Origin of the sequence: Streptomyces sp. NRRL F-5650, assembly GCF_000721365.1 — a bacterium.
In the GTDB taxonomy this organism is placed as follows: Bacteria; Actinomycetota; Actinomycetes; order Streptomycetales; family Streptomycetaceae; genus Streptomyces; species Streptomyces ardesiacus.
Window position 1 is genome coordinate 168,691 of sequence record NZ_JOGV01000006.1, and the last position, 17,562, is coordinate 186,252.

17 protein-coding genes are annotated in these 17,562 nt (G+C 71.9%); 3 read left to right on the forward strand and 14 right to left on the reverse strand.

Annotated features, from left to right (window positions below; all coding sequences use genetic code 11):
- Positions 1 to 144 precede the first annotated feature (144 nt).
- The 5 genes from IG88_RS0108820 to IG88_RS0108840 form a co-directional block, all read right to left on the reverse strand.
- The gene (locus tag IG88_RS0108820; RefSeq protein WP_031037074.1) at positions 145 to 1,842 is read right to left on the reverse strand and encodes a uroporphyrinogen-III synthase; all 1,698 of its coding nucleotides are present in this window, start codon (positions 1,840 to 1,842) and stop codon (positions 145 to 147) included.
- Positions 1,839 to 2,798, reverse strand: coding sequence for a hydroxymethylbilane synthase (hemC, locus tag IG88_RS0108825; RefSeq protein ID WP_031037076.1), 960 nt, complete (start codon positions 2,796 to 2,798; stop codon positions 1,839 to 1,841). The genes IG88_RS0108820 and hemC overlap by 4 nt, the downstream gene beginning before the upstream one ends.
- Positions 2,795 to 4,507 carry a glutamyl-tRNA reductase gene (locus IG88_RS0108830; RefSeq protein ID WP_031037079.1) on the reverse strand — a complete coding sequence of 571 codons (1,713 nt, stop codon included), beginning with the start codon at positions 4,505 to 4,507 and terminating at the stop codon, positions 2,795 to 2,797. Before IG88_RS0108830 ends, hemC begins: the two co-directional genes overlap by 4 nt.
- A complete protein-coding gene (locus tag IG88_RS0108835) occupies positions 4,504 to 5,271 on the reverse strand; it encodes a redox-sensing transcriptional repressor Rex (RefSeq protein WP_031037082.1) in 768 nt (255 codons plus the stop codon). Before IG88_RS0108835 ends, IG88_RS0108830 begins: the two co-directional genes overlap by 4 nt.
- A gap of 274 nt (positions 5,272 to 5,545) precedes the next feature.
- Positions 5,546 to 5,857, reverse strand: a complete 312-nt coding sequence (locus IG88_RS0108840) for a glutaredoxin family protein (RefSeq protein ID WP_031037085.1) — start codon at positions 5,855 to 5,857, stop codon at positions 5,546 to 5,548.
- 120 nt (positions 5,858 to 5,977) lie between these two features.
- Here IG88_RS0108840 and IG88_RS0108845 point away from each other — a divergent pair, with 120 nt between their 5' ends.
- The 3 genes from IG88_RS0108845 (at position 5,978) to IG88_RS0108855 (ending at position 9,509) form a co-directional block, all read left to right on the forward strand.
- A complete protein-coding gene (locus tag IG88_RS0108845) occupies positions 5,978 to 6,919 on the forward strand; it encodes an HAD family hydrolase (RefSeq protein WP_037835602.1) in 942 nt (313 codons plus the stop codon).
- A 322-nt stretch (positions 6,920 to 7,241) separates the two neighbouring features.
- Positions 7,242 to 8,027, forward strand: a complete 786-nt coding sequence (locus IG88_RS0108850; RefSeq protein WP_031037089.1) for an ECF subfamily RNA polymerase sigma factor, BldN family — start codon at positions 7,242 to 7,244, stop codon at positions 8,025 to 8,027.
- A gap of 234 nt (positions 8,028 to 8,261) precedes the next feature.
- On the forward strand, positions 8,262 to 9,509 hold the full coding sequence (locus IG88_RS0108855) for a DUF5667 domain-containing protein (protein WP_031037091.1): 1,248 nt from the start codon (positions 8,262 to 8,264) through the stop codon (positions 9,507 to 9,509).
- A 204-nt stretch (positions 9,510 to 9,713) separates the two neighbouring features.
- Here the strand turns inward: IG88_RS0108855 and IG88_RS0108865 are convergent, their stop codons facing one another.
- From IG88_RS0108865 to IG88_RS0108905, 9 genes are all read right to left on the reverse strand, one after another.
- Positions 9,714 to 10,775 (reverse strand): lysophospholipid acyltransferase family protein, encoded by a 1,062-nt coding sequence (locus IG88_RS0108865; RefSeq protein WP_031037094.1) that lies wholly within the window; start codon positions 10,773 to 10,775, stop codon positions 9,714 to 9,716.
- Positions 10,776 to 10,789: 14 nt separating this feature from the next.
- Complete coding sequence (locus IG88_RS0108870; protein ID WP_031037097.1) at positions 10,790 to 11,851, reverse strand: NAD-dependent epimerase/dehydratase family protein; 1,062 nt, start codon at positions 11,849 to 11,851, stop codon at positions 10,790 to 10,792.
- Between the two features lie 190 nt (positions 11,852 to 12,041).
- On the reverse strand, positions 12,042 to 12,140 hold the full coding sequence (locus tag IG88_RS38490; protein WP_003948845.1) for a 30S ribosomal protein bS22: 99 nt from the start codon (positions 12,138 to 12,140) through the stop codon (positions 12,042 to 12,044).
- 109 nt (positions 12,141 to 12,249) lie between these two features.
- Positions 12,250 to 12,462, reverse strand: a complete 213-nt coding sequence (locus IG88_RS0108880) for a helix-turn-helix domain-containing protein (RefSeq protein ID WP_158716725.1) — start codon at positions 12,460 to 12,462, stop codon at positions 12,250 to 12,252.
- A 129-nt stretch (positions 12,463 to 12,591) separates the two neighbouring features.
- On the reverse strand, positions 12,592 to 13,413 hold the full coding sequence (locus IG88_RS0108885; protein ID WP_031037100.1) for a phosphatase: 822 nt from the start codon (positions 13,411 to 13,413) through the stop codon (positions 12,592 to 12,594).
- Between the two features lie 190 nt (positions 13,414 to 13,603).
- Positions 13,604 to 14,776: an acetoin utilization protein AcuC gene (locus tag IG88_RS0108890; RefSeq protein WP_031037103.1), complete on the reverse strand. Its 1,173-nt coding sequence runs from the start codon at positions 14,774 to 14,776 to the stop codon at positions 13,604 to 13,606.
- Complete coding sequence (locus tag IG88_RS0108895) at positions 14,727 to 15,971, reverse strand: MFS transporter (protein WP_031037105.1); 1,245 nt, start codon at positions 15,969 to 15,971, stop codon at positions 14,727 to 14,729. The genes IG88_RS0108890 and IG88_RS0108895 overlap by 50 nt, the downstream gene beginning before the upstream one ends.
- A 23-nt stretch (positions 15,972 to 15,994) precedes the next feature.
- Positions 15,995 to 16,720 carry a VC0807 family protein gene (locus IG88_RS0108900; protein ID WP_031037108.1) on the reverse strand — a complete coding sequence of 242 codons (726 nt, stop codon included), beginning with the start codon at positions 16,718 to 16,720 and terminating at the stop codon, positions 15,995 to 15,997.
- Positions 16,721 to 16,796: 76 nt separating this feature from the next.
- A complete protein-coding gene (locus IG88_RS0108905) occupies positions 16,797 to 17,444 on the reverse strand; it encodes an HAD family hydrolase (RefSeq protein ID WP_031037112.1) in 648 nt (215 codons plus the stop codon).
- Positions 17,445 to 17,562: the final 118 nt, after the last annotated feature.

Here is a 17,562-nt window from a genome sequence, read left to right on the forward strand (position 1 = left end):
GACAAAACGCCGGATGTCAGGGGAGGTGGTGCGATGTCGATCGCATACTAGACCGCCTCGCATTGACAGGTCCAGACCAATGCACGGGGAGTCGGGGGAGAACGACGACGGGGCGCCCCCGAACCAGGAGCGCCCCGTCTCACCTCACGTGGAAGACCGCCGTCTCCGCGCCCCCGGCCTCCGCTCGCTCGGCCGCGTCACCGGGTCACCCGCCTCCAGCGCCGCCGCCCGGCGTCGCAGGCCGAAGTCGGCCAGGGCCTCCGCCAGCTTGTGGACGGACGGCTCCGGAGCCATGACGTCGACGCGCAGCCCGTGTTCCTCGGCCGTCTTGGCCGTCGCCGGGCCGATGCACGCGATCACCGTGACGTTGTGCGGCTTGCCCGCGATGCCCACCAGGTTGCGGACCGTCGAGGACGACGTGAAGAGCACCGCGTCGAAGCCGCCGCCCTTGATGGCCTCCCGGGTCGTGGCCGGGGGCGGCGAGGCGCGGACCGTGCGGTAGGCCGTGACGTCGTCGACCTCCCAGCCCAGCTCGATCAGACCGGCGACCAGGGTCTCCGTGGCGATGTCGGCACGGGGCAGGAACACCCGGTCGATGGGATCGAAAACGGGGTCGTAGGGCGGCCAGTCCTCCAGCAGACCCGCCGCCGACTGCTCACCGCTCGGCACCAGGTCCGGCTTCACGCCGAAGGCGATGAGGGCGTTGGCCGTCTGCTCGCCGACCGCGGCGACCTTGATGCCGGCGAAGGCACGGGCGTCCAGCCCGTACTCCTCGAACTTCTCGCGGACCGCCTTCACCGCGTTGACCGACGTGAACGCGATCCACTCGTAGCGGCCCGTGACCAGGCCCTTGACCGCGCGCTCCATCTGCTGCGGAGTGCGGGGCGGCTCCACCGCGATCGTCGGGACCTCGTGCGGCACCGCGCCGTAGGACCTGAGCTGGTCGGAGAGCGACGCCGCCTGCTCCTTGGTGCGCGGCACGAGGACCTTCCAGCCGAACAGCGGCTTGGACTCGAACCACGAGAGCTGGTCACGCCGGGCGGATGCGCTGCGCTCGCCGACCACGGCTATCACCGGGCGGCCGCCGTCCGGGGACGGCAGCACCTTCGCCTGCTTCAGGGTCTGCGCGACCGTGCCGAGCGTCGCGGACCAGGTGCGCTGCCTGGTCGTCGTACCGGCGATCGTCACCGTCAGCGGGGTGTCGGGCTTGCGGCCCGCCGACACCAGCTCGCCGGCCGCCGCTGCCACCGCGTCCAGCGTCGTCGACACGACCACCGTGCCGTCGGAGGCGCCCACCTCGGTCCAGCACCGGTCCGAGGCCGTACGGGCGTCCACGAACCGCACGTCCGCGCCCTCCGCGTCCCGCAGCGGCACACCGGCGTACGCGGGCACGCCGACGGCGTTCGCGATGCCGGGGACGACCTCGAAGGGCACCCCGGCCGCGGCGCAGGCCAGCATCTCCTCGGCGGCGTACGCGTCGAGCCCGGGGTCACCGGTGACCGCACGCACGACCCGCCTGCCGCCCCGCGCGGCCTCCATGACAAGATGTGCGGCATCCCGCACAGCGGGGGCGCCCAGGGTCGTTGACGCACCGTCAACAACCGTGAGCTGGGGCGCGCCTGTGCCCGGATCCGACGCATCGGCGTCCGTGTGCACCTCCGACACGCCCTGCCTCGCGTGCGTACGCACGACGTCGAGCACCTCGTGCTCGGCGACGAGGACGTCCGCGTGGGCCAGCGCCTCCACGGCGCGCAGAGTCAGCAGTCCCGGATCTCCGGGTCCGGCACCCAGGAAGGTGACGTGCCCGTGTTCCGGACCGGCGGGAAAGGTGGTGGGGCTCAATGTGCTCGCTCCCCCATCAGACCGGCCGCGCCCTGGGCGAGCATCTCGGTGGCCATGTCGCGACCGAGTGCCATCGCCTCCTCGTGCGTCTGGGGCACGGGACCGGTGGTGGACAACTGCACCAGCGTCGAGCCGTCGGTCGTGCCGACGACGCCGCGCAGGCGCATTTCCTTGACAGTCTGCCCGTCGGCCAGAAGGTCGGCCAGCGCGCCCACGGGGGCGCTGCAGCCGGCCTCCAGGGCGGCGAGCAGTGACCGCTCGGCCGTCACGGCGGCCCGCGTGAACGGGTCGTCGAGTTCGGCGAGCGCGGCGACCAACTCCGCGTTGTCCGCGGGGCATTCGATCGCCAGTGCCCCCTGGCCGGGGGCCGGCAGAACCGTGTCGACCGACAGGAAGTCGGTCACCTCGTCGATGCGTCCCACCCGGTTCAGGCCGGCGGCGGCCAGCACGACCGCGTCCAGCTCACCGCTGCGGACGTATCCGATGCGCGTGTCGACGTTGCCCCGGATCGGGACCGTCTCGATCTCCATGCCGTGGGTGCGGGCGTACGCGTTGAGCTGCGCCATGCGGCGCGGCGCGCCCGTGCCGACGCGCGCCCCGCGCGGGAGGTCGGTCAGCTTGCGCGCGTCCCGGGCGACGACCACGTCCCGCGGGTCCTCGCGCACCGGGATCGCGGCCACGACCAGGCCCTCGTGCTGCGCGGTGGGGAGGTCCTTGAGCGAGTGAACCGCGAAGTCCACCTCTCCCCGCAGCAGCGCCTCGCGCAGCGCGGCGACGAACACGCCCGTGCCGCCGATCTGCGCCAGGTGCTCGCGCGACGTGTCGCCGTACGTGGTGATCTCGACCAGCTCAACGGGCCGACCGGTCACCTGGCTCACGGCGTCCGCCACCTGCCCGGACTGGGCCATGGCGAGCTTGCTCCGCCTGGTGCCCAGCCTCAGTGCCTTCTCAGTCATGCCGGCCCTCGGTTCTTCTCAGTGGTGCTGTTCCCGGCTCGGGAGACGGAGGCCACCGTCTCCTGGTCGAGGTCGAACAGGGTGCGCAGCGCGTCCGCGTACCCGGCGCCACCGGGTTCGGCGGCGAGCTGCTTGACCCGTACCGTCGGCGCGTGCAGCAGCTTGTCGACCACACGCTTGACGGTCTGGGTGATCTCGGCGCGGTGCTTGTCGTCGAGCCCCGGCAGCCGCCCCTCCAGGCGGGCGATCTCGCCGGCCACGACCTCGGCGGCCATGCTGCGCAGCGCGACCACGGTGGGCGTGATCCGCGCGGCGCGCTGGGCGGCGCCGAAGGCGGCGACCTCGTCGGCGACGATCCGGCGGACCATGTCGACGTCGGCGGCCATCGGGGCGTCGGCGGAGGCGTCGGCGAGCGACTCGATGTCCACCAGGCGCACCCCGGCCAGCCGGTGCGCGGCGGCGTCGACGTCGCGCGGCATCGCCAGGTCGAGGAGGAAGAGCACCGGCTCGGGACGCGGCACCTCGGCGACCGGCTCCGGGCGGCGGCGCTCGGGGATGCGGCCGACGCGCGTCGCCGTCGCGGCGAGCGCGCCGATCAGCTCGGCCTCCGCCTCCGGGCCCGGCCGGCCCGTCTCGCGCGCCCGGTCCACCGCCGTACCGCCCGCGGCCCAGGCCCCGTGCTGCTCCAGCGTCGCCGCGTCCATGCCGGCCACGGCGGCCTCGCCCATGACGGAGAAGCCGGAGGGGACGGAGGACAGGTCCAGGGGGCAGTTCTCGTCGCCGCCGGCCGCCGGCAGTGGCGTTTCCGCACCCCGCCGCTCCTCCGGTACGACGACGTCGACGGCGGCGGCCTCGGCGGGCACGCCGGTGCGCCCCTGCACCGCCGCGGCCACGGCGTCGGCCGTGAGGACCAGCCCGGTGGCGCCCGTGCAGGATACGGCCACGTCGGCACGTGTCAGCTCGCCCGGCACCGCGTCCATCGGTACCGCGCGGGCCAGCACGTCCGTGTCGTCGCCCTCCGTCAGGATCCGGGCGAGGCGCTCGGCGCGCTCGAAGGTGCGGTTGGCGACCACGATCTCGGCGACCCCGGACCGCGCCAGCGTCGCGGCGGCCAGCGAGGACATCGAACCGGCGCCGATGACCAGGGCCTTCTTGCCCCGGGCCCACCCCTGCACGTCGGCCCCGGCGGCCAACTGCTCCAGGCCGAAGGTGACCAGGGACTGTCCGGCGCGGTCGATCCCCGTCTCGGAGTGGGCGCGCTTGCCGACCCGCAGCGCCTGCTGGAACAGGTCGTTCAGGAGCCGCCCCGCGGTGTGCAGGTCCTGGGCGCGGGCGAGGGAGTCCTTTATCTGGCCGAGGATCTGCCCCTCGCCGACCACCATCGAGTCCAGCCCGCACGCCACCGAGAACAGGTGGTGCACGGCCCGGTCCTCGTAGTGCACGTAGAGGTGGGGAGTGAGTTCCTCCAGGCCGACCCCGCTGTGCTGGGCGAGCAGCGTGGACAGCTCGGCGACACCGGCGTGGAACTTGTCCACGTCGGCGTAGAGCTCGATGCGGTTGCAGGTGGCCAGCACCGCGGCCTCGGCGGCCGGTTCGGCGGCGACCGTGTCCTGGAGCAGCTTGAGCTGCGCGTCCGCGTTCAGCGAGGCGCGCTCCAACACGCTGACGGGGGCGCTGCGGTGGCTCAGCCCGACGACGAGGAGGCTCATGCCGGCATCACGGCGGGTACATCCCCGTCGGGTCCCTGGTCGGTGGAGGGCTGCTGCTTGCGCGCGGCGACGGGCGGTACGACGGTGTCGGCCGCGGCCTCCTCGCCCGCCTTGCGCTGCTCGTGGAAGGCGAGGATCTGCAGCTCGATGGAGAGGTCGACCTTGCGCACGTCGACGCCCTCGGGGACGTTCAGCACGGTCGGCGCGAAGTTGAGGATGGAGGTGACACCGGCGGCCACGAGGCGGTCGCAGACCTGCTGGGCGGCACCGGCGGGGGTCGCGATCACACCGATCGAGACACCGTCGTCCTGGATGATCTTCTCCAGCTCGTCGGTGTGCTGCACCGGGATGCCGGCGACGGGCTTTCCGGCCATTGCCGGATCGGCGTCGATGAGCGCGGCGACCCGGAAACCGCGGGAGGCGAACCCGCCGTAGTTGGCGAGCGCGGCCCCCAGGTTGCCGATTCCTACGATCACAACCGGCCAGTCCTGGGTGAGGCCGAGTTCGCGCGAGATCTGGTACACGAGATACTCGACGTCGTAACCGACACCACGCGTCCCGTAGGAGCCGAGGTAGGAGAAGTCCTTGCGCAGCTTCGCGGAGTTGACCCCCGCGGCGGCGGCCAGCTCCTCGGAGGAGACCGTGGGCACCGAGCGCTCGGAGAGCGCGGTCAGCGCGCGGAGGTACAGCGGAAGCCTGGCGACGGTGGCCTCGGGAATCCCTCGGCTGCGGGTCGCCGGTCGGTGTGCTCGGCCAGTTGCCACGGTGCTCCTGCGGGTAGAGCGGGGCTGTAGGCGGTCATACGTCCCTACATGACCGCCCCGTCGAATGCAGGCTATGTCTTTGTGAACGCGTGCACAAAGATGGTGTCCGATTTGCCCGGCCAACGTGACCGGGGTCACGCGCCCCCGGCGCCCGGAACGGGAACCGGCGCACAGACACCCTCGTCCCTCACTCATCGGGGGCAAAGCCGTACACGCTCCTCACGATCAACGCCCCCGAGACCTGGTCACCATCGATCCTAAGCGACCATACGGACTACTTGTACTGATCGGTCAGTGCCTTGCGCAGCCGTTCCTCGTTCACACGCCAGAAGGTGTGCTGCCGTCCGTCGACCAGCACGACCGGAATCTGCTCCCAGTACTGGTCATGGAGTTGGCGGTCCTCGGTGATGTCCTTCCCCTCCCAGGGGACGCCGAGTTCGGCGCAGACCTTCTCGACGACGAGCTGTGCGTCATCACACAGATGACAGCCGGGTTTGCGGATGAGGGTGACGAGATGGTTCTCGGAGTGCTCAGGGGTCTCGGGCCGCGCGGGCTGGCGGCGGAACAGGGGGCTCATGCCGGCCATTCTCGCGCGCCCCGGCGCCCCCTCGGCGGGAGGCGGTTGCACGGCACGGTCGCCCGGAGTTCACGGCCCCCAAACCTCTCGGCTCCGAAACATCCGAACACACTGGCTATGCTCACGGGCATGGCCGCTCTTCGATGGCTCACTCCCCGTAGGCGCTCCGCCACGGCGCGGAGCGTGTTGGCAGGCGAGGCCTCGGCGGAGGCGGCGCGCAAGTCCGCGGAGGCCGCCGAGACCGCAGAGACCGCGCAGGAAACGGACTCCGGCGCGGAGCCCGAGTTCCCGGTGCACGGCGACGACCGGGCCGCCGCCTTCTTCGACCTCGACAACACCGTCATGCAGGGCGCCGCGATCTTCCACTTCGGCCGGGGCCTGTACAAGCGGAAGTTCTTCGAGACCCGCGACCTCGCCCGCTTCGCCTGGCAGCAGGCGTGGTTCCGGCTGGCCGGGTTCGAGGACCCGGAGCACATGCAGGACGCCCGCGACTCCGCGCTCTCGATCGTCAAGGGCCACCGCGTCTCGGAGCTGAAGTCGATCGGCGAGGAGATCTACGACGAGTACATGGCCGAGCGGATCTGGCCCGGCACCCGCGCCCTCGCCCAGGCCCACCTGGACGCCGGACAGAAGGTCTGGCTGGTCACGGCGGCCCCGGTCGAGATCGCCCAGGTGATCGCCCGCCGCCTGGGCCTGACCGGTGCGCTCGGCACGGTGGCCGAGTCCGTCGGCGGCGTCTACACCGGCCGGCTGGTCGGCGAACCGCTGCACGGCCCCGCGAAGGCCGAGGCGGTGCGCGCGCTGGCGGCGGCGGAGGACCTGGACCTGTCCCGCTGCGCCGCCTACAGCGACTCCCACAACGACATCCCGATGCTCTCGCTGGTCGGGCACCCGTACGCGATCAACCCGGACTCCAAGCTGCGCAAGCACGCCCGCGAGCTGGAGTGGCGGCTGCGCGACTACCGCACCGGCCGCAAGGCGGCCAAGGTCGGCATCCCCGCGGCCGCGGGCGTCGGCGCGGTGGCGGGCGGCACCGCGGCGGCCATCGCCCTGCACCGGCGCCGCCGTTGACCGGGAGCCGCCGGCGCCTGCCCAATCGGGATGACGTACCCCCGGCGCGGGCCCCGCAGTCCCCCTAACCCACATCGACCACAACACGCTCTGTAGTCACCCGGAATCCGAACCGTTCCGGTCGTCAAGTGATCAATCTGGCGCACCTGATCGAGCGTCAATCGGGCACGGAAGCGACGTAATCGATGATTTGAGCAACTGGGCGTAGCAGCACCTGTACGAAGCGTTATTCTCCTCAGACGCATTCCGGTGCCCCACCTTCGCTACGACGGGTGAATGGTTCCGTACTGCACGTGATGGAAGCTCTGCCTCTGGGAGTCCCGTGTACCCACACGTCGGGGTTGACGCCTCGGGCCTGGCTACGCTGCGCGCAACGGTCAAATCAGCCCAAGACCTGTTGCGCGGCTTCGTCCCCACCGCGTATGCCGTCCCCGCCCTCGCCGCGGCCGCCGTGCCCGTCGGCCCGTGCTACGCGCTGGCCGAAGGAAGCGCCGCCGTCGGCAGACGCGCGCGCTCCTCCGGAGCAGCCACCACCCACCGCCGCCCCGCCGCGGACAGCGACAGCGCCCGCATGATGGACCTGGTCGAGCGGGCCCAGGCCGGCGAGGCCGACGCCTTCGGCCGGCTCTACGACCAGTACAGCGACACCGTGTACCGGTACATCTACTACCGCGTGGGCGGCAAGGCCACCGCCGAGGACCTCACCAGCGAGACCTTTCTGCGGGCCCTCAGGCGCATCGGCACCTTCACCTGGCAGGGGCGCGACTTCGGCGCCTGGCTCGTGACCATCGCCCGCAACCTGGTCGCCGACCACTTCAAGTCCAGCCGCTTCCGCCTCGAGGTCACCACCGGCGAGATGCTCGACGCCAACGAGGTCGAGCGCTCCCCCGAGGACTCCGTCCTCGAGTCCCTCTCCAACGCCGCCCTGCTGGAGGCCGTGCGCCGGCTCAATCCGCAGCAGCAGGAGTGCGTGACCCTGCGCTTCCTCCAGGGCCTCTCGGTCGCGGAGACCGCCCGCGTCATGGGAAAGAACGAGGGTGCCATCAAGACGCTCCAGTACCGGGCGGTACGCACCCTCGCCCGGCTGCTCCCGGACGACGCCCGCTGAGGCGTTCACTTCCCGCATTCCCCAAGTCACCTTCGGTGAGGGTCTGTTGAGTCCGCGGTCCGATCATCCGCCGTCCGTAACCCAAGTGCCGCGCCGCTCGTTGTGCGGGATGCAGGCTCCCTGTGGTCACTCCCTGGCCGACTTCGATCACCCGATCGGAGGGTTTCGATCAGGGCGTGCAACCCTCAGGACCCCCTGGGGAGTCGACCGTGATGACGAGAGGAGGTGCCGCCAGTGATCGCGAACGTATCGGCACACCGGCGGGCGAACGCCTTCGCCCAGGCTCTGGAGGAGCAGTCCGATCCCGGGGCGGCGGCCGAGCAGTCCGGAGGACCGGCACCCGCCGGGGCCACCGCGGAACCGACCGAGCAGGGGCGTCTGACGACCCTCGCCCGCGGTCTGGAGTCGCTGCCCCGGCCCGAGCTGGATCCCGAGGTCAAGGTCGTCCAGCGGGCCCGGCTCGTGGCCGCCTTCGAGGCCATGCTGCAGGAGGGCACCGCGAGCGGCGGGGCGGCGGACGCGTCGGTACCGGAGCAGCGCCGGGCACGCGGCACCCATCGCGCGGCCCCGCTGAGCAGGTTCCGGCCCCGCTCGCGGCTGGCCAAGGGCCTCACCGCCGGCGGACTGAGCGTGAGCGTGGCCGCGGGAGCCTTCGGCGGAGTCGCCGCCGCCAGTTCCGACGCCCTGCCCGGAGACTCGCTCTACGGCCTCAAGCGCGGCATAGAGGACTTCCGCCTCGGCCTCGCCGACGGCAACGACGAGCGGGGCCGGGCCTATCTGAACCTCGCCTCCACCCGGCTGAGCGAGGCACGCCGGCTGATGGAGCGCGACCGCAGCGGTTCCCTCGACCACGAGTCCCTCGGCGAGATCCGGCGCGCGCTGTCCGGCATGCGCCACGACGCCTCCGAGGGCCACCGCCTGCTCAGCGCCGCCTACGCCCACGATCCCGACTCGCTGGCCCCCATGCAGGCCCTCTCGGCCTTCTCCCAGTCCCACCGGGAGACCTGGGGAGCCCTGCGCGACCGGCTGCCCGTGCAGCTCGGGGACGTCAGTGAGCAGGTGTCGTCGGTGTTCGACGCCATAGACGACGACGTGGCCCCGCTGGAGTCCATGCTGCCGCCGTCGCCGGAGCGGGACCAGGACAGCGGGAACGGCGGCCGGCCCGGCCGTTCCGGCTCGACGACCACCGACACCCCCGGCTCCGGTCACTCCCCGGCGCCCCGCACCGGTGACGAGGGCACGTCCGAGCGCGGTCGTTCCCACTCCGACCGGCCCAGCGAGTCCGCCGACTCCGGCGCGGAGAACGACGGGCTGCTCGGCGGCGGCACCGGCGGCCTGCTCGACCCGCCCAAGGACGACAGCGGCACGGCCTCCCCGCCCGCGGGCGGCAACACCCCGCCCGCCAAGCCGGACGTCACCCTCCCGCCCCTCCTCCCGGGCCTCCTGCCCGGCCTGGGCATCGAGGCGGAGGACGCCGACTGAGCACGAGGGGGCGCTCCCTGCTCCGGGGGCGCCCCCTCGCCGCCCGATCAGAAGAACACCGACCGCCGCTGCACCAGCAGCTTGTAGAGCGTGTGCCGGAGCCCACCCACACCGCCGGACTCGCACCGCTGCGCGGGCTTCGCCCGGCTGCGGCGGACTCCGTCCGCCGACTCACCGCGCCCCGCCGCCACACCCCGCCCCGCGTCAGAAGAACACCGACCGCCGCTGCACCAACAGCTTGTAGAGCGTGTGCTGGATCTGCTCCCGTACCTGGTCGGTCAGGTTGAACATCAGCACCGGGTCCTCGGCCGCCTCCGGTGCGTAGCCGTCCGTCGGGATGGGCTCGCCGAACTGGATCGTCCACTTCGTCGGCAGGGGCACCGCCCCCAACGGCCCCAGCCACGGGAAAGTGGGCGTGAGCGGGAAGTACGGGAAGCCCAACAGCCGTGCCAGAGTCTTGGAGTTGCCGATCATCGGGTAGATCTCCTCCGCCCCGACGATCGAGCACGGCACGATCGGCGCCCCCTGCCGCAGCGCCGTGGACACGAACCCGCCCCGCCCGAACCGCTGGAGCTTGTAGCGCTCCCCGAACGGCTTCCCGATGCCCTTGAAGCCCTCCGGCATCACCCCGACCAGCTCGCCCTGGGCGAGCAGCCGCTCGGCGTCCTCCGCGCAGGCCAGCGTGTGCCCGAGCTTGCGGGCCAGCTCGTTGACGACCGGCAGCACGAACACCAGGTCCGCCGCCAGCAGCCGCAGGTGCCGGTCGGCCGGATGGTGGTCGTGCACGGCGACCTGCATCATCAGCCCGTCCAGCGGCAGCGTCCCGGAGTGGTTGGCGACGATCAGCGCACCGCCCTCGGCGGGGATGTTCTCCACGCCCTTCACCTCGACCCGGAAGTACTTCTCGTACACCGGGCGCAGCAGGGACATCAGCACCTGGTCGGTCAGCTCGGCGTCGTAGCCGAAGTCGTCGACCTCGTAGTCCCCGGTGAGCCGGCGGCGCAGGAAGGACAGCCCGGCCGCGAGGCGCCGCTCCAGGCCGCCGTCCCCGTCGCCGCCGTCCCCCTCACCGTCGTCCCCGGCCGCCGTCTGCGCTCCCGGAGCTGCCGGCGGCCTCACGGGGTCGTCCTCGCGGGCGTCCCCGGGCGGGGCTCCCCGCAGGGGCAGCGGCTGCACCTCGCCCGCCGGCGCGGACTCGTCCTTCGCCCTGCGCCGGTTCCCCCGCGACCGGTCGTCGTCGAACGGAATGACCTTGGCGTCCGCCATCGTTGCTGCGCTCCTCAGTTGGCGCTCTGCGTCGGGAGGTGGCCGCTGCCCCGCAGGGACAGCTCCGCGATCCGGTCGACGGCCCCCGCGAGGGCCTCGGGCGGCAGCAGCCCGGCGCCCCGGCCCCGTGCGAAGTCCGCGAACGCACCGGCCGTCGAGTACGTCGGCGTGAAGCCCAGCGTCTCGCGCATCTGCGTGGTGTCCACCACCCGGCCGTGGGTGAGCAGCCGGATCTGCTCGGGGGAGAAGTCCGTCATCCCCAGCGTACGCACGAGCGAGCCGGCCCAGGTGACCGCGGGCAGCAGCAGCGGAACCGTGGGGCGGCCGAGCCGCCGTGAGCACTGGGAGAGCAGCAGCACACCGTCCCCGGCGACGTTGAACGTGCCGCTGTTCAGCGTGCCCCGCCGCGGCTCGTGCGCGCAGACCCGCAGCACCTCGATCACGTCGTCCTCGTGCACGAACTGCAGCCGCGGGTCGTAGCCGAACACCGTCGGCAGCACCGGCAGCCCGAAGTACGAGGCCAGCGGTGTGTCCGCGGCCGGACCGAGGATGTTGGCGAACCGCAGCACGGTCACCGACACGTCCGGCCGGCGGCGCGCGAAGCCCCGCACGTACCCCTCGACCTCGACCGCGTCCTTGGCGAACCCGCCGCTGGGCAGGGATTTGGGTGCCGTGGTCTCGACGCAGACGGCGGGATCGCGGGGCGCGGAGCCGTAGACGTTCGTGCTGGACTTCACCACCAGCCGCCGTACTGTCGGCGACTTCTGGCAGGCGCCGAGCAACTGCATCGTGCCGATGACGTTGGTCTCCTTCACCGACGTGCGGCTGCCGCTGCCCAGCGGCGTCCCCGTCACGTCCAGGTGGACGACCGTGTCCGCCCGTGTCTCGGCGAGCACCCGCCCGATGGCCGACTGCCTGATGTCCGCCTGGACGAAGTCCGCACCGCCCAGATGGTGCTCGGGCACGACGGCGTCCACCCCGACGACCCGCTCCACGTCGGGATCACGCTGGACGCGCCGGACGAACCGGCCGCCCAGTTGCCGGGCCACTCCGGTCACGAGCACGACCTTGCCCAAGATCAGCGCCTTCCTTCCGCCTGCTCCAGCCCTGCCCCGCCCCGCCCCTGCTGGGGCCAACTTAACCGGTAGGTGTTGCGCCGTGATGACCGACGGACACGGCGGACGACGGAAAACGGCCGCGAAACGACCGTGGCCCCCCACCGGATGAGGTGGGGGGCCACGGACCACGCCGACGGCGCAGCGTCGCCTACTTCTTGTTGCGACGCTGAACGCGCGTGCGCTTCAGCAGCTTGCGGTGCTTCTTCTTGGCCATCCGCTTGCGCCGCTTCTTGATAACAGAGCCCACGACTACCCTCGCTCACTTCTCATCACTCGGTTGGTGAGCGCCATGGGCCCACACGACCTACGAGGGGCCAGCCTACCGGTCCGAGCGCCGAGGTCGTAATCGAGGGCCGTCAGGCCGTTTCCACCCCCACGTAACTCTCGCGGAGGTACTCGTGAACCGCTTGCTCCGGGACACGGAACGACCGTCCCACCCGGATCGCGGGCAGATGACCGCTGTGCACCAGCCGGTACACGGTCATCTTGGACACGCGCATCACCGCGGCGACCTCCGCCACGGTAAGGAACTGAACCTCGTTCAGAGGCCTTTCGCCATCTGCAGCCATGACACACCTGAACCTTCCGCACTCGACGGCCACCGGCTTCCCCTTCCGGTGACTCTTCGTCGCTGCGTGCTCACTCCCCAATGTAGGGGCGGGTGATGCGAGTGGGGAAGAGGTGCACCCATCACTTCCCTACCGTGACAGACACGCCCGATTGAGTACGTAGCGGGTAAGCGGTCGGTAGTACTCGGGTCGCACGGCGTCATCAAGTGGAACGGCGACGGACACGAGCCCCTCGGCCTCTCCCACGAAGAGCGCGGGATCATCCGTATCGGCCGGCCCGATGGCCTCGAACCCCAGCTGACCTGCCCCGCAGGCCCATCCGTGGTCCCCGATCACCAACTCGGGCAGCGGCCCGCCGCCCTCGGCCGCGGCCGCGGCCGCCAGAGCGGTACGAACCGGCAGCGGCGAGTGCGTGTGTGCGCCCGGCTCACCACCGGCGTGCCCGGCGCCGGGCTCCCGCACCAACGCGACTCCGCGGACGTAGTCGAGGTTGTACGTGCGTAGACCGAACCGGGTCGTTATGTCGACAGAGCGACCCTGCGCCGGGGTGAGGACAGAACATCCCGCCGCCGACAGCGCCTCGGCCAAGGCGACGTAGAAACCGAGCAGCCGATGCGGGTGCCCGGTGCCGAGCAGCACCGGAGCGCGCCGCTCGGCCACCGCCGCGAGCCGGACGGCGAACGCGTCCAGCGCCGCGAGGGTCCGGTCGGGGTCGATCACGTCCTGGCCGGCGGTGTCGCGCGGATCGGCCGAAACCCCGCACTTCCGGGCCATCAGCGCGAGCAGCTCCCGCTGCCCCCACTCCCCCTCCGGATCGACCCCGATCAGCACCCGGGGGTCCCGCGCGGCGAACAGCCGGTAGCTCCGCAGACTCGCCTCCCGGGAGGTCGCCACCACCCCGGCCAGCCGCGCCCCAAGAAGATGGCCCCGAAGAGCTCCACGCATCAGCACCCACCCGATGCTGCCGTGTCGCCCGGTGAGCGGAGCAGGAAACGGGAGAACCTACGCACGGTCGGCGTAACGCCCCAAGCGGCACCCGGCAGGCGCCGGCCCCGTCCCACGCCCTCCCCGCACCCGCACCGGGCCGCCAAAGGGCAGCCAAAGGGCAACCAAAGAACAGCCGCCCCAAGAGAAGGCGCCCCTACGCCAACAGCCCCCGCAACGGGAACACCGCCCGCCGGGCCGCGCGCACCGCCTGGTCCAACCGGTCCGCGGGGTCGTACCCCGCCTCCCACGAGGCCCACGACACCGGCCACCGCCCGTCGGTCATCCGCATCGGTGCCAACTGCCGCGTCCGCGCGTACACCTCCTGCCGCCACCCCTCCGGGATCACCGTCTCCGGCTCCACCGGCCGCCCCGCCGCGATCCCCACCAGGTGCGTCCACGACCGCGGCACCACGTCCACCACGGCGTACCCCCCGCCTCCCAGCGCCACCCACCGCCCCCCGGCGTACTCGTGCGCGAACTCGTGACACGCCGCCTGCACCGCCCGCTGCGCGTCCAGCGACACCGCCAGGTGCGCCAGCGGGTCCTCGAAGTGCGTGTCGGCCCCGTGCTGCGTCACCAGCACCTGCGGCCCGAACTCCGCCAGGACCTCCGGCACCACCGCGTGGAACGCCCGCAGCCACCCCGCGTCCCCCGTCCCCGCCGGCAGGGCGACGTTCACCGCCGACCCCTCGGCGCAGTCCGCGCCCGTCTCCTCCGGCCAGCCGGTCTGCGGGAACAGCGTCCGCGGGTGCTCGTGCAGCGACACCGTCAGGACCCGCGGGTCCTCCCAGAACGCCGCCTGCACCCCGTCCCCGTGGTGCACGTCGACGTCCACGTACGCGACCCGCTCGGCCCCGAGCTCCAGCAGTCGCGCGATCGCCAGCGCCGCGTCGTTGTACACGCAGAACCCGGACGCCGCGCCCGGCATCGCGTGGTGCAGCCCGCCCGCGAAGTTCACCGCGTGCAGCGCGTCCCCGCGCCACACCGCCTCCGCCGCGCCCACCGACTGCCCGGCGATCAGCGCGGACACCTCGTGCATCCCCGCGAAGGCGGGATCGTCGACCGTCCCCAGCCCGTACGACCCGTCGGCCGCGTCCGGATCCGCCGACGCCGCCCTCACCGCGTCGATGTAGTCCTCACGGTGGACGAGCCGCAGAGTCGACTCCCCGGCCGGCCGCGCCGCGACGACCTCCACCTCCCGGTCGAGCCCGAGGGCACCGACCAGGCTGCGCGTCAGGGCGAGCCGGACCGGGTCCATCGGATGCTCGGGCCCGAAGTCATAGCCCGTTACTGCCTCGTCCCACATCAGCTGTGCGCGGCCGCTCATGCCCGCCACCGTATCGGTCCGGCCGGTCCCCGAACGACCTGGCGTAGACGACCGTCACCAGCACCAACACCATCGGCACCAGCATCGCCCCGCGGTAGCTCCAGGCATCCCCCAGCGCCCCCACCAACGGCGAACCGACCAGGAAACCGACGTAGTTGAACACGTTGAGCCGCGCCACCGCCGCGTCGGAGGCACCCGGACGGCCGTCGCGCTCCGCCGCCAGCCGTCCCGCCGCCGCGAACGTCTGCGGCACCAGCACACACAGCCCGAGCCCCAGCAGCGTGAACCCGAGCATCCCCGCCCAGGGCCCCGGCGCCGACGCCACCACGGCGAACCCGCCCGCCGCGACCACGGCGCCGCCCCGCACCACCGTCACGGCCCCGAGCCGCCGCACCCCGAAGTCCCCGACGGCCCGCCCCACCAGCGTGGTCACCATGTACACGTTGTACGGCACCGTGGCGAGCTGCTCCGAACTGCCCAGCACGTCCTGCAAGTACTTCGCGCTCCAGTTGGAGACCGTCGAGTCCCCGATGTACGCGAACGTCATCACCAGGCACAGCGGCAGCAGCACCTTGAAGCCGACCCCCGCACCGGCCCCGTCCGCCCCCTTGTCCGCGAGGTCCGCGGAACCACCGCCGTCCCCGTCGACGTACCACCGGCTCCCGACCAGCGCGGCCGGCAGCAGTACGACGACCACCGGCAGGTACGACACCCACAGCGCCAGCTCCCAGTGCGCCCCCGCCCAGGCCAGCGAGGCCCCCAGGATCCCGCCGAGGCTGTACGTCGCGTGGAACCCGAGCATGATGCTGCGCCCGTACGCCCGTTGCAGGCTCACCCCGAGCATGTTCATCGACGCGTCCAGCGCGCCCACGGCCAGCCCGAAGACGGCCAGCGCGACCGCCAGCACCGCCACCCGGTCCCCCGCCCCGACACCGAGCAGCGCCAGGAGCACCACCGGCTGGGACCAGCGCAGCAGCCGGCTCGGCCGCACCCGCCGCACCAGACGCTCGCTCGCCACGCTCCCGGCCCCGGCCAGCACCGGCACGGCGGCGAGGAAGACGGGCAGCAGCGCGTCGGAGACGCCGTACCGGTCCTGGATGGCCGGGATACGCGTCACCAGCAGCGCGAAGGCGACCCCTTGGGCGAAGAAGCCGAACGCGAGCGAGGCCCTGCCGCGCCGCAGCACATCAGTCATGGCGGCGAGCGTAGGGCCCCGGCCTACCGGTGGGTAGATCCAGCCAAAGATGAATTCTGCTCAGTTTCCTGGTCCCCGACGACGACCGTGCCGCTCTCGGGAGCACGGTCCGAGGCCAGGGCGGCACCGATCATGTGAACCATGGGTCCCGCCCCCAGCGCACCGCTGACCGCGAACGCGAACACCATCGTCACGATCATGACGACCGTCCCGAGCCAGACCATCGTGTCCACCGGGAACGTGTAGACCCCCACGACCCGCAGCGCGCACTCGGCGACGAAGGCCGTCCCCCACACCGCCGAGAACCGCAGCTCCGCCCGCCGGAACGCCGGCGACTCCGCCCTCAGCCGTGCCCAGGCGGCCTCCCGGCGACCGTCCCCCTTCACCAGCCACGGCTTCAGCGTCGCCGTCATCATGGGCCGCCCCACCAGTACCGACCCCAGCAGCGCGAACCCGACCAGGCTGCCGACCGCACTGTCCTTGACCAGCATCAGCCGGGCGTCGCCCGTACCGACGCCCAGCAGCAGGCCGATCAGGTTGGCCAGCAGGATGAGCAGGGGAAGCGCGTTCACCTCCCGCTGCCGCCACACCCCCCACCCGGTCCGCAGCACGGGCACGACGCTGCTCCAGCCGAGCGCCGCGACCGCGCTCGTCCCGAATCCGCCCTTCAGCAGGTAGTACGACCCGAGGGGCACTCCCACGTCCAGGAGCAGCGACACGAAGGCGCGAGACTTACGAGGCTTGGTCATGCACTCAGCTTCGCGCCGGGACGGGGGCCCGCAGTAGAAACAACCGTCCAGAGCCGCGCATGACAAATGTCAGGCGTCAGCCGCGCAGCAGGTCAGCCAACTCTCCCATGTCCGCGAAGAGTCGGGTGGCCCCGGCGAGCTTCTCGGCCGGCGTCATCGCGGTGAAGCCGTACACGTCCATCCCGGCGGCGACGGCGGCCTGGACACCCAGCGGACTGTCCTCGACCACGGCACACCGCTCGGGTGCCACACCCATCCGGGCTGCCGCGTACAGGAACAGGTCCGGCGCGGGCTTCCCCCGCCCCACGTCCTGGGAACTGAAGATCCGCTCGTCCTCGAACCACCGGTCGAGCCCCGTCCTGCGGTGCCCCACCCCAATCCGCTCGTGGCTCCCGGAGGACGCCACGCAGTACGCCACCTCGTCCCCGGCGAGCTTCTCCAGCACACCGACGACGCCGGGAACGGGCTCCAGCTCCCGTTCGAACGCCGCGAACACCCGCTGGTGGAAGACCTCGTCGAAGTCGTCGGGCAACCGCCGCCCGGTCCGCTCCATCACGAGATCATGCACGCGGTGCATGGCTCCACCCATGTAGTCCCGCAACGAGTCCTCGTACGACGTCGGGTGCCCCAGCTCGGTGAGAAAGCCGGCGAGCAACCGATTGGAAATCGGCTCACTGTCGACGAGAACACCGTCGTTGTCGAAGATAACCAGGTCGTAGCGCATACACCGACCCTAAACGCAAAAAGACCCTGTACCGTTCCCGGTACAGGGTCTTCCCGCAATAATTGTTCGGCGGCGTCCTACTCTCCCACAGGGTCCCCCCTGCAGTACCATCGGCGCT

Bases quoted from the DNA above. Each gene is read 5' to 3' on its own strand.
- hemC (WP_031037076.1), bottom strand. From the start codon at position 2,798: ATGACTGAGAAGGCACTGAGGCTGGGCACCAGGCGGAGCAAGCTCGCC.
- IG88_RS0108880 (WP_158716725.1), bottom strand. From the start codon at position 12,462: ATGGCTGCAGATGGCGAAAGGCCTCTGAACGAGGTTCAGTTCCTTACC.
- IG88_RS0108900 (WP_031037108.1), bottom strand. From the start codon at position 16,720: ATGACCAAGCCTCGTAAGTCTCGCGCCTTCGTGTCGCTGCTCCTGGAC.
- IG88_RS0108840 (WP_031037085.1), bottom strand. From the start codon at position 5,857: ATGGCCGGCATGAGCCCCCTGTTCCGCCGCCAGCCCGCGCGGCCCGAG.
- IG88_RS0108905 (WP_031037112.1), bottom strand. From the start codon at position 17,444: ATGCGCTACGACCTGGTTATCTTCGACAACGACGGTGTTCTCGTCGAC.
- IG88_RS0108895 (WP_031037105.1), bottom strand. From the start codon at position 15,971: ATGACTGATGTGCTGCGGCGCGGCAGGGCCTCGCTCGCGTTCGGCTTC.
- IG88_RS0108890 (WP_031037103.1), bottom strand. From the start codon at position 14,776: ATGAGCGGCCGCGCACAGCTGATGTGGGACGAGGCAGTAACGGGCTAT.
- IG88_RS0108830 (WP_031037079.1), bottom strand. From the start codon at position 4,507: ATGAGCCTCCTCGTCGTCGGGCTGAGCCACCGCAGCGCCCCCGTCAGC.
- IG88_RS0108865 (WP_031037094.1), bottom strand. From the start codon at position 10,775: ATGGCGGACGCCAAGGTCATTCCGTTCGACGACGACCGGTCGCGGGGG.
- IG88_RS0108845 (WP_037835602.1), top strand. From the start codon at position 5,978: ATGGCCGCTCTTCGATGGCTCACTCCCCGTAGGCGCTCCGCCACGGCG.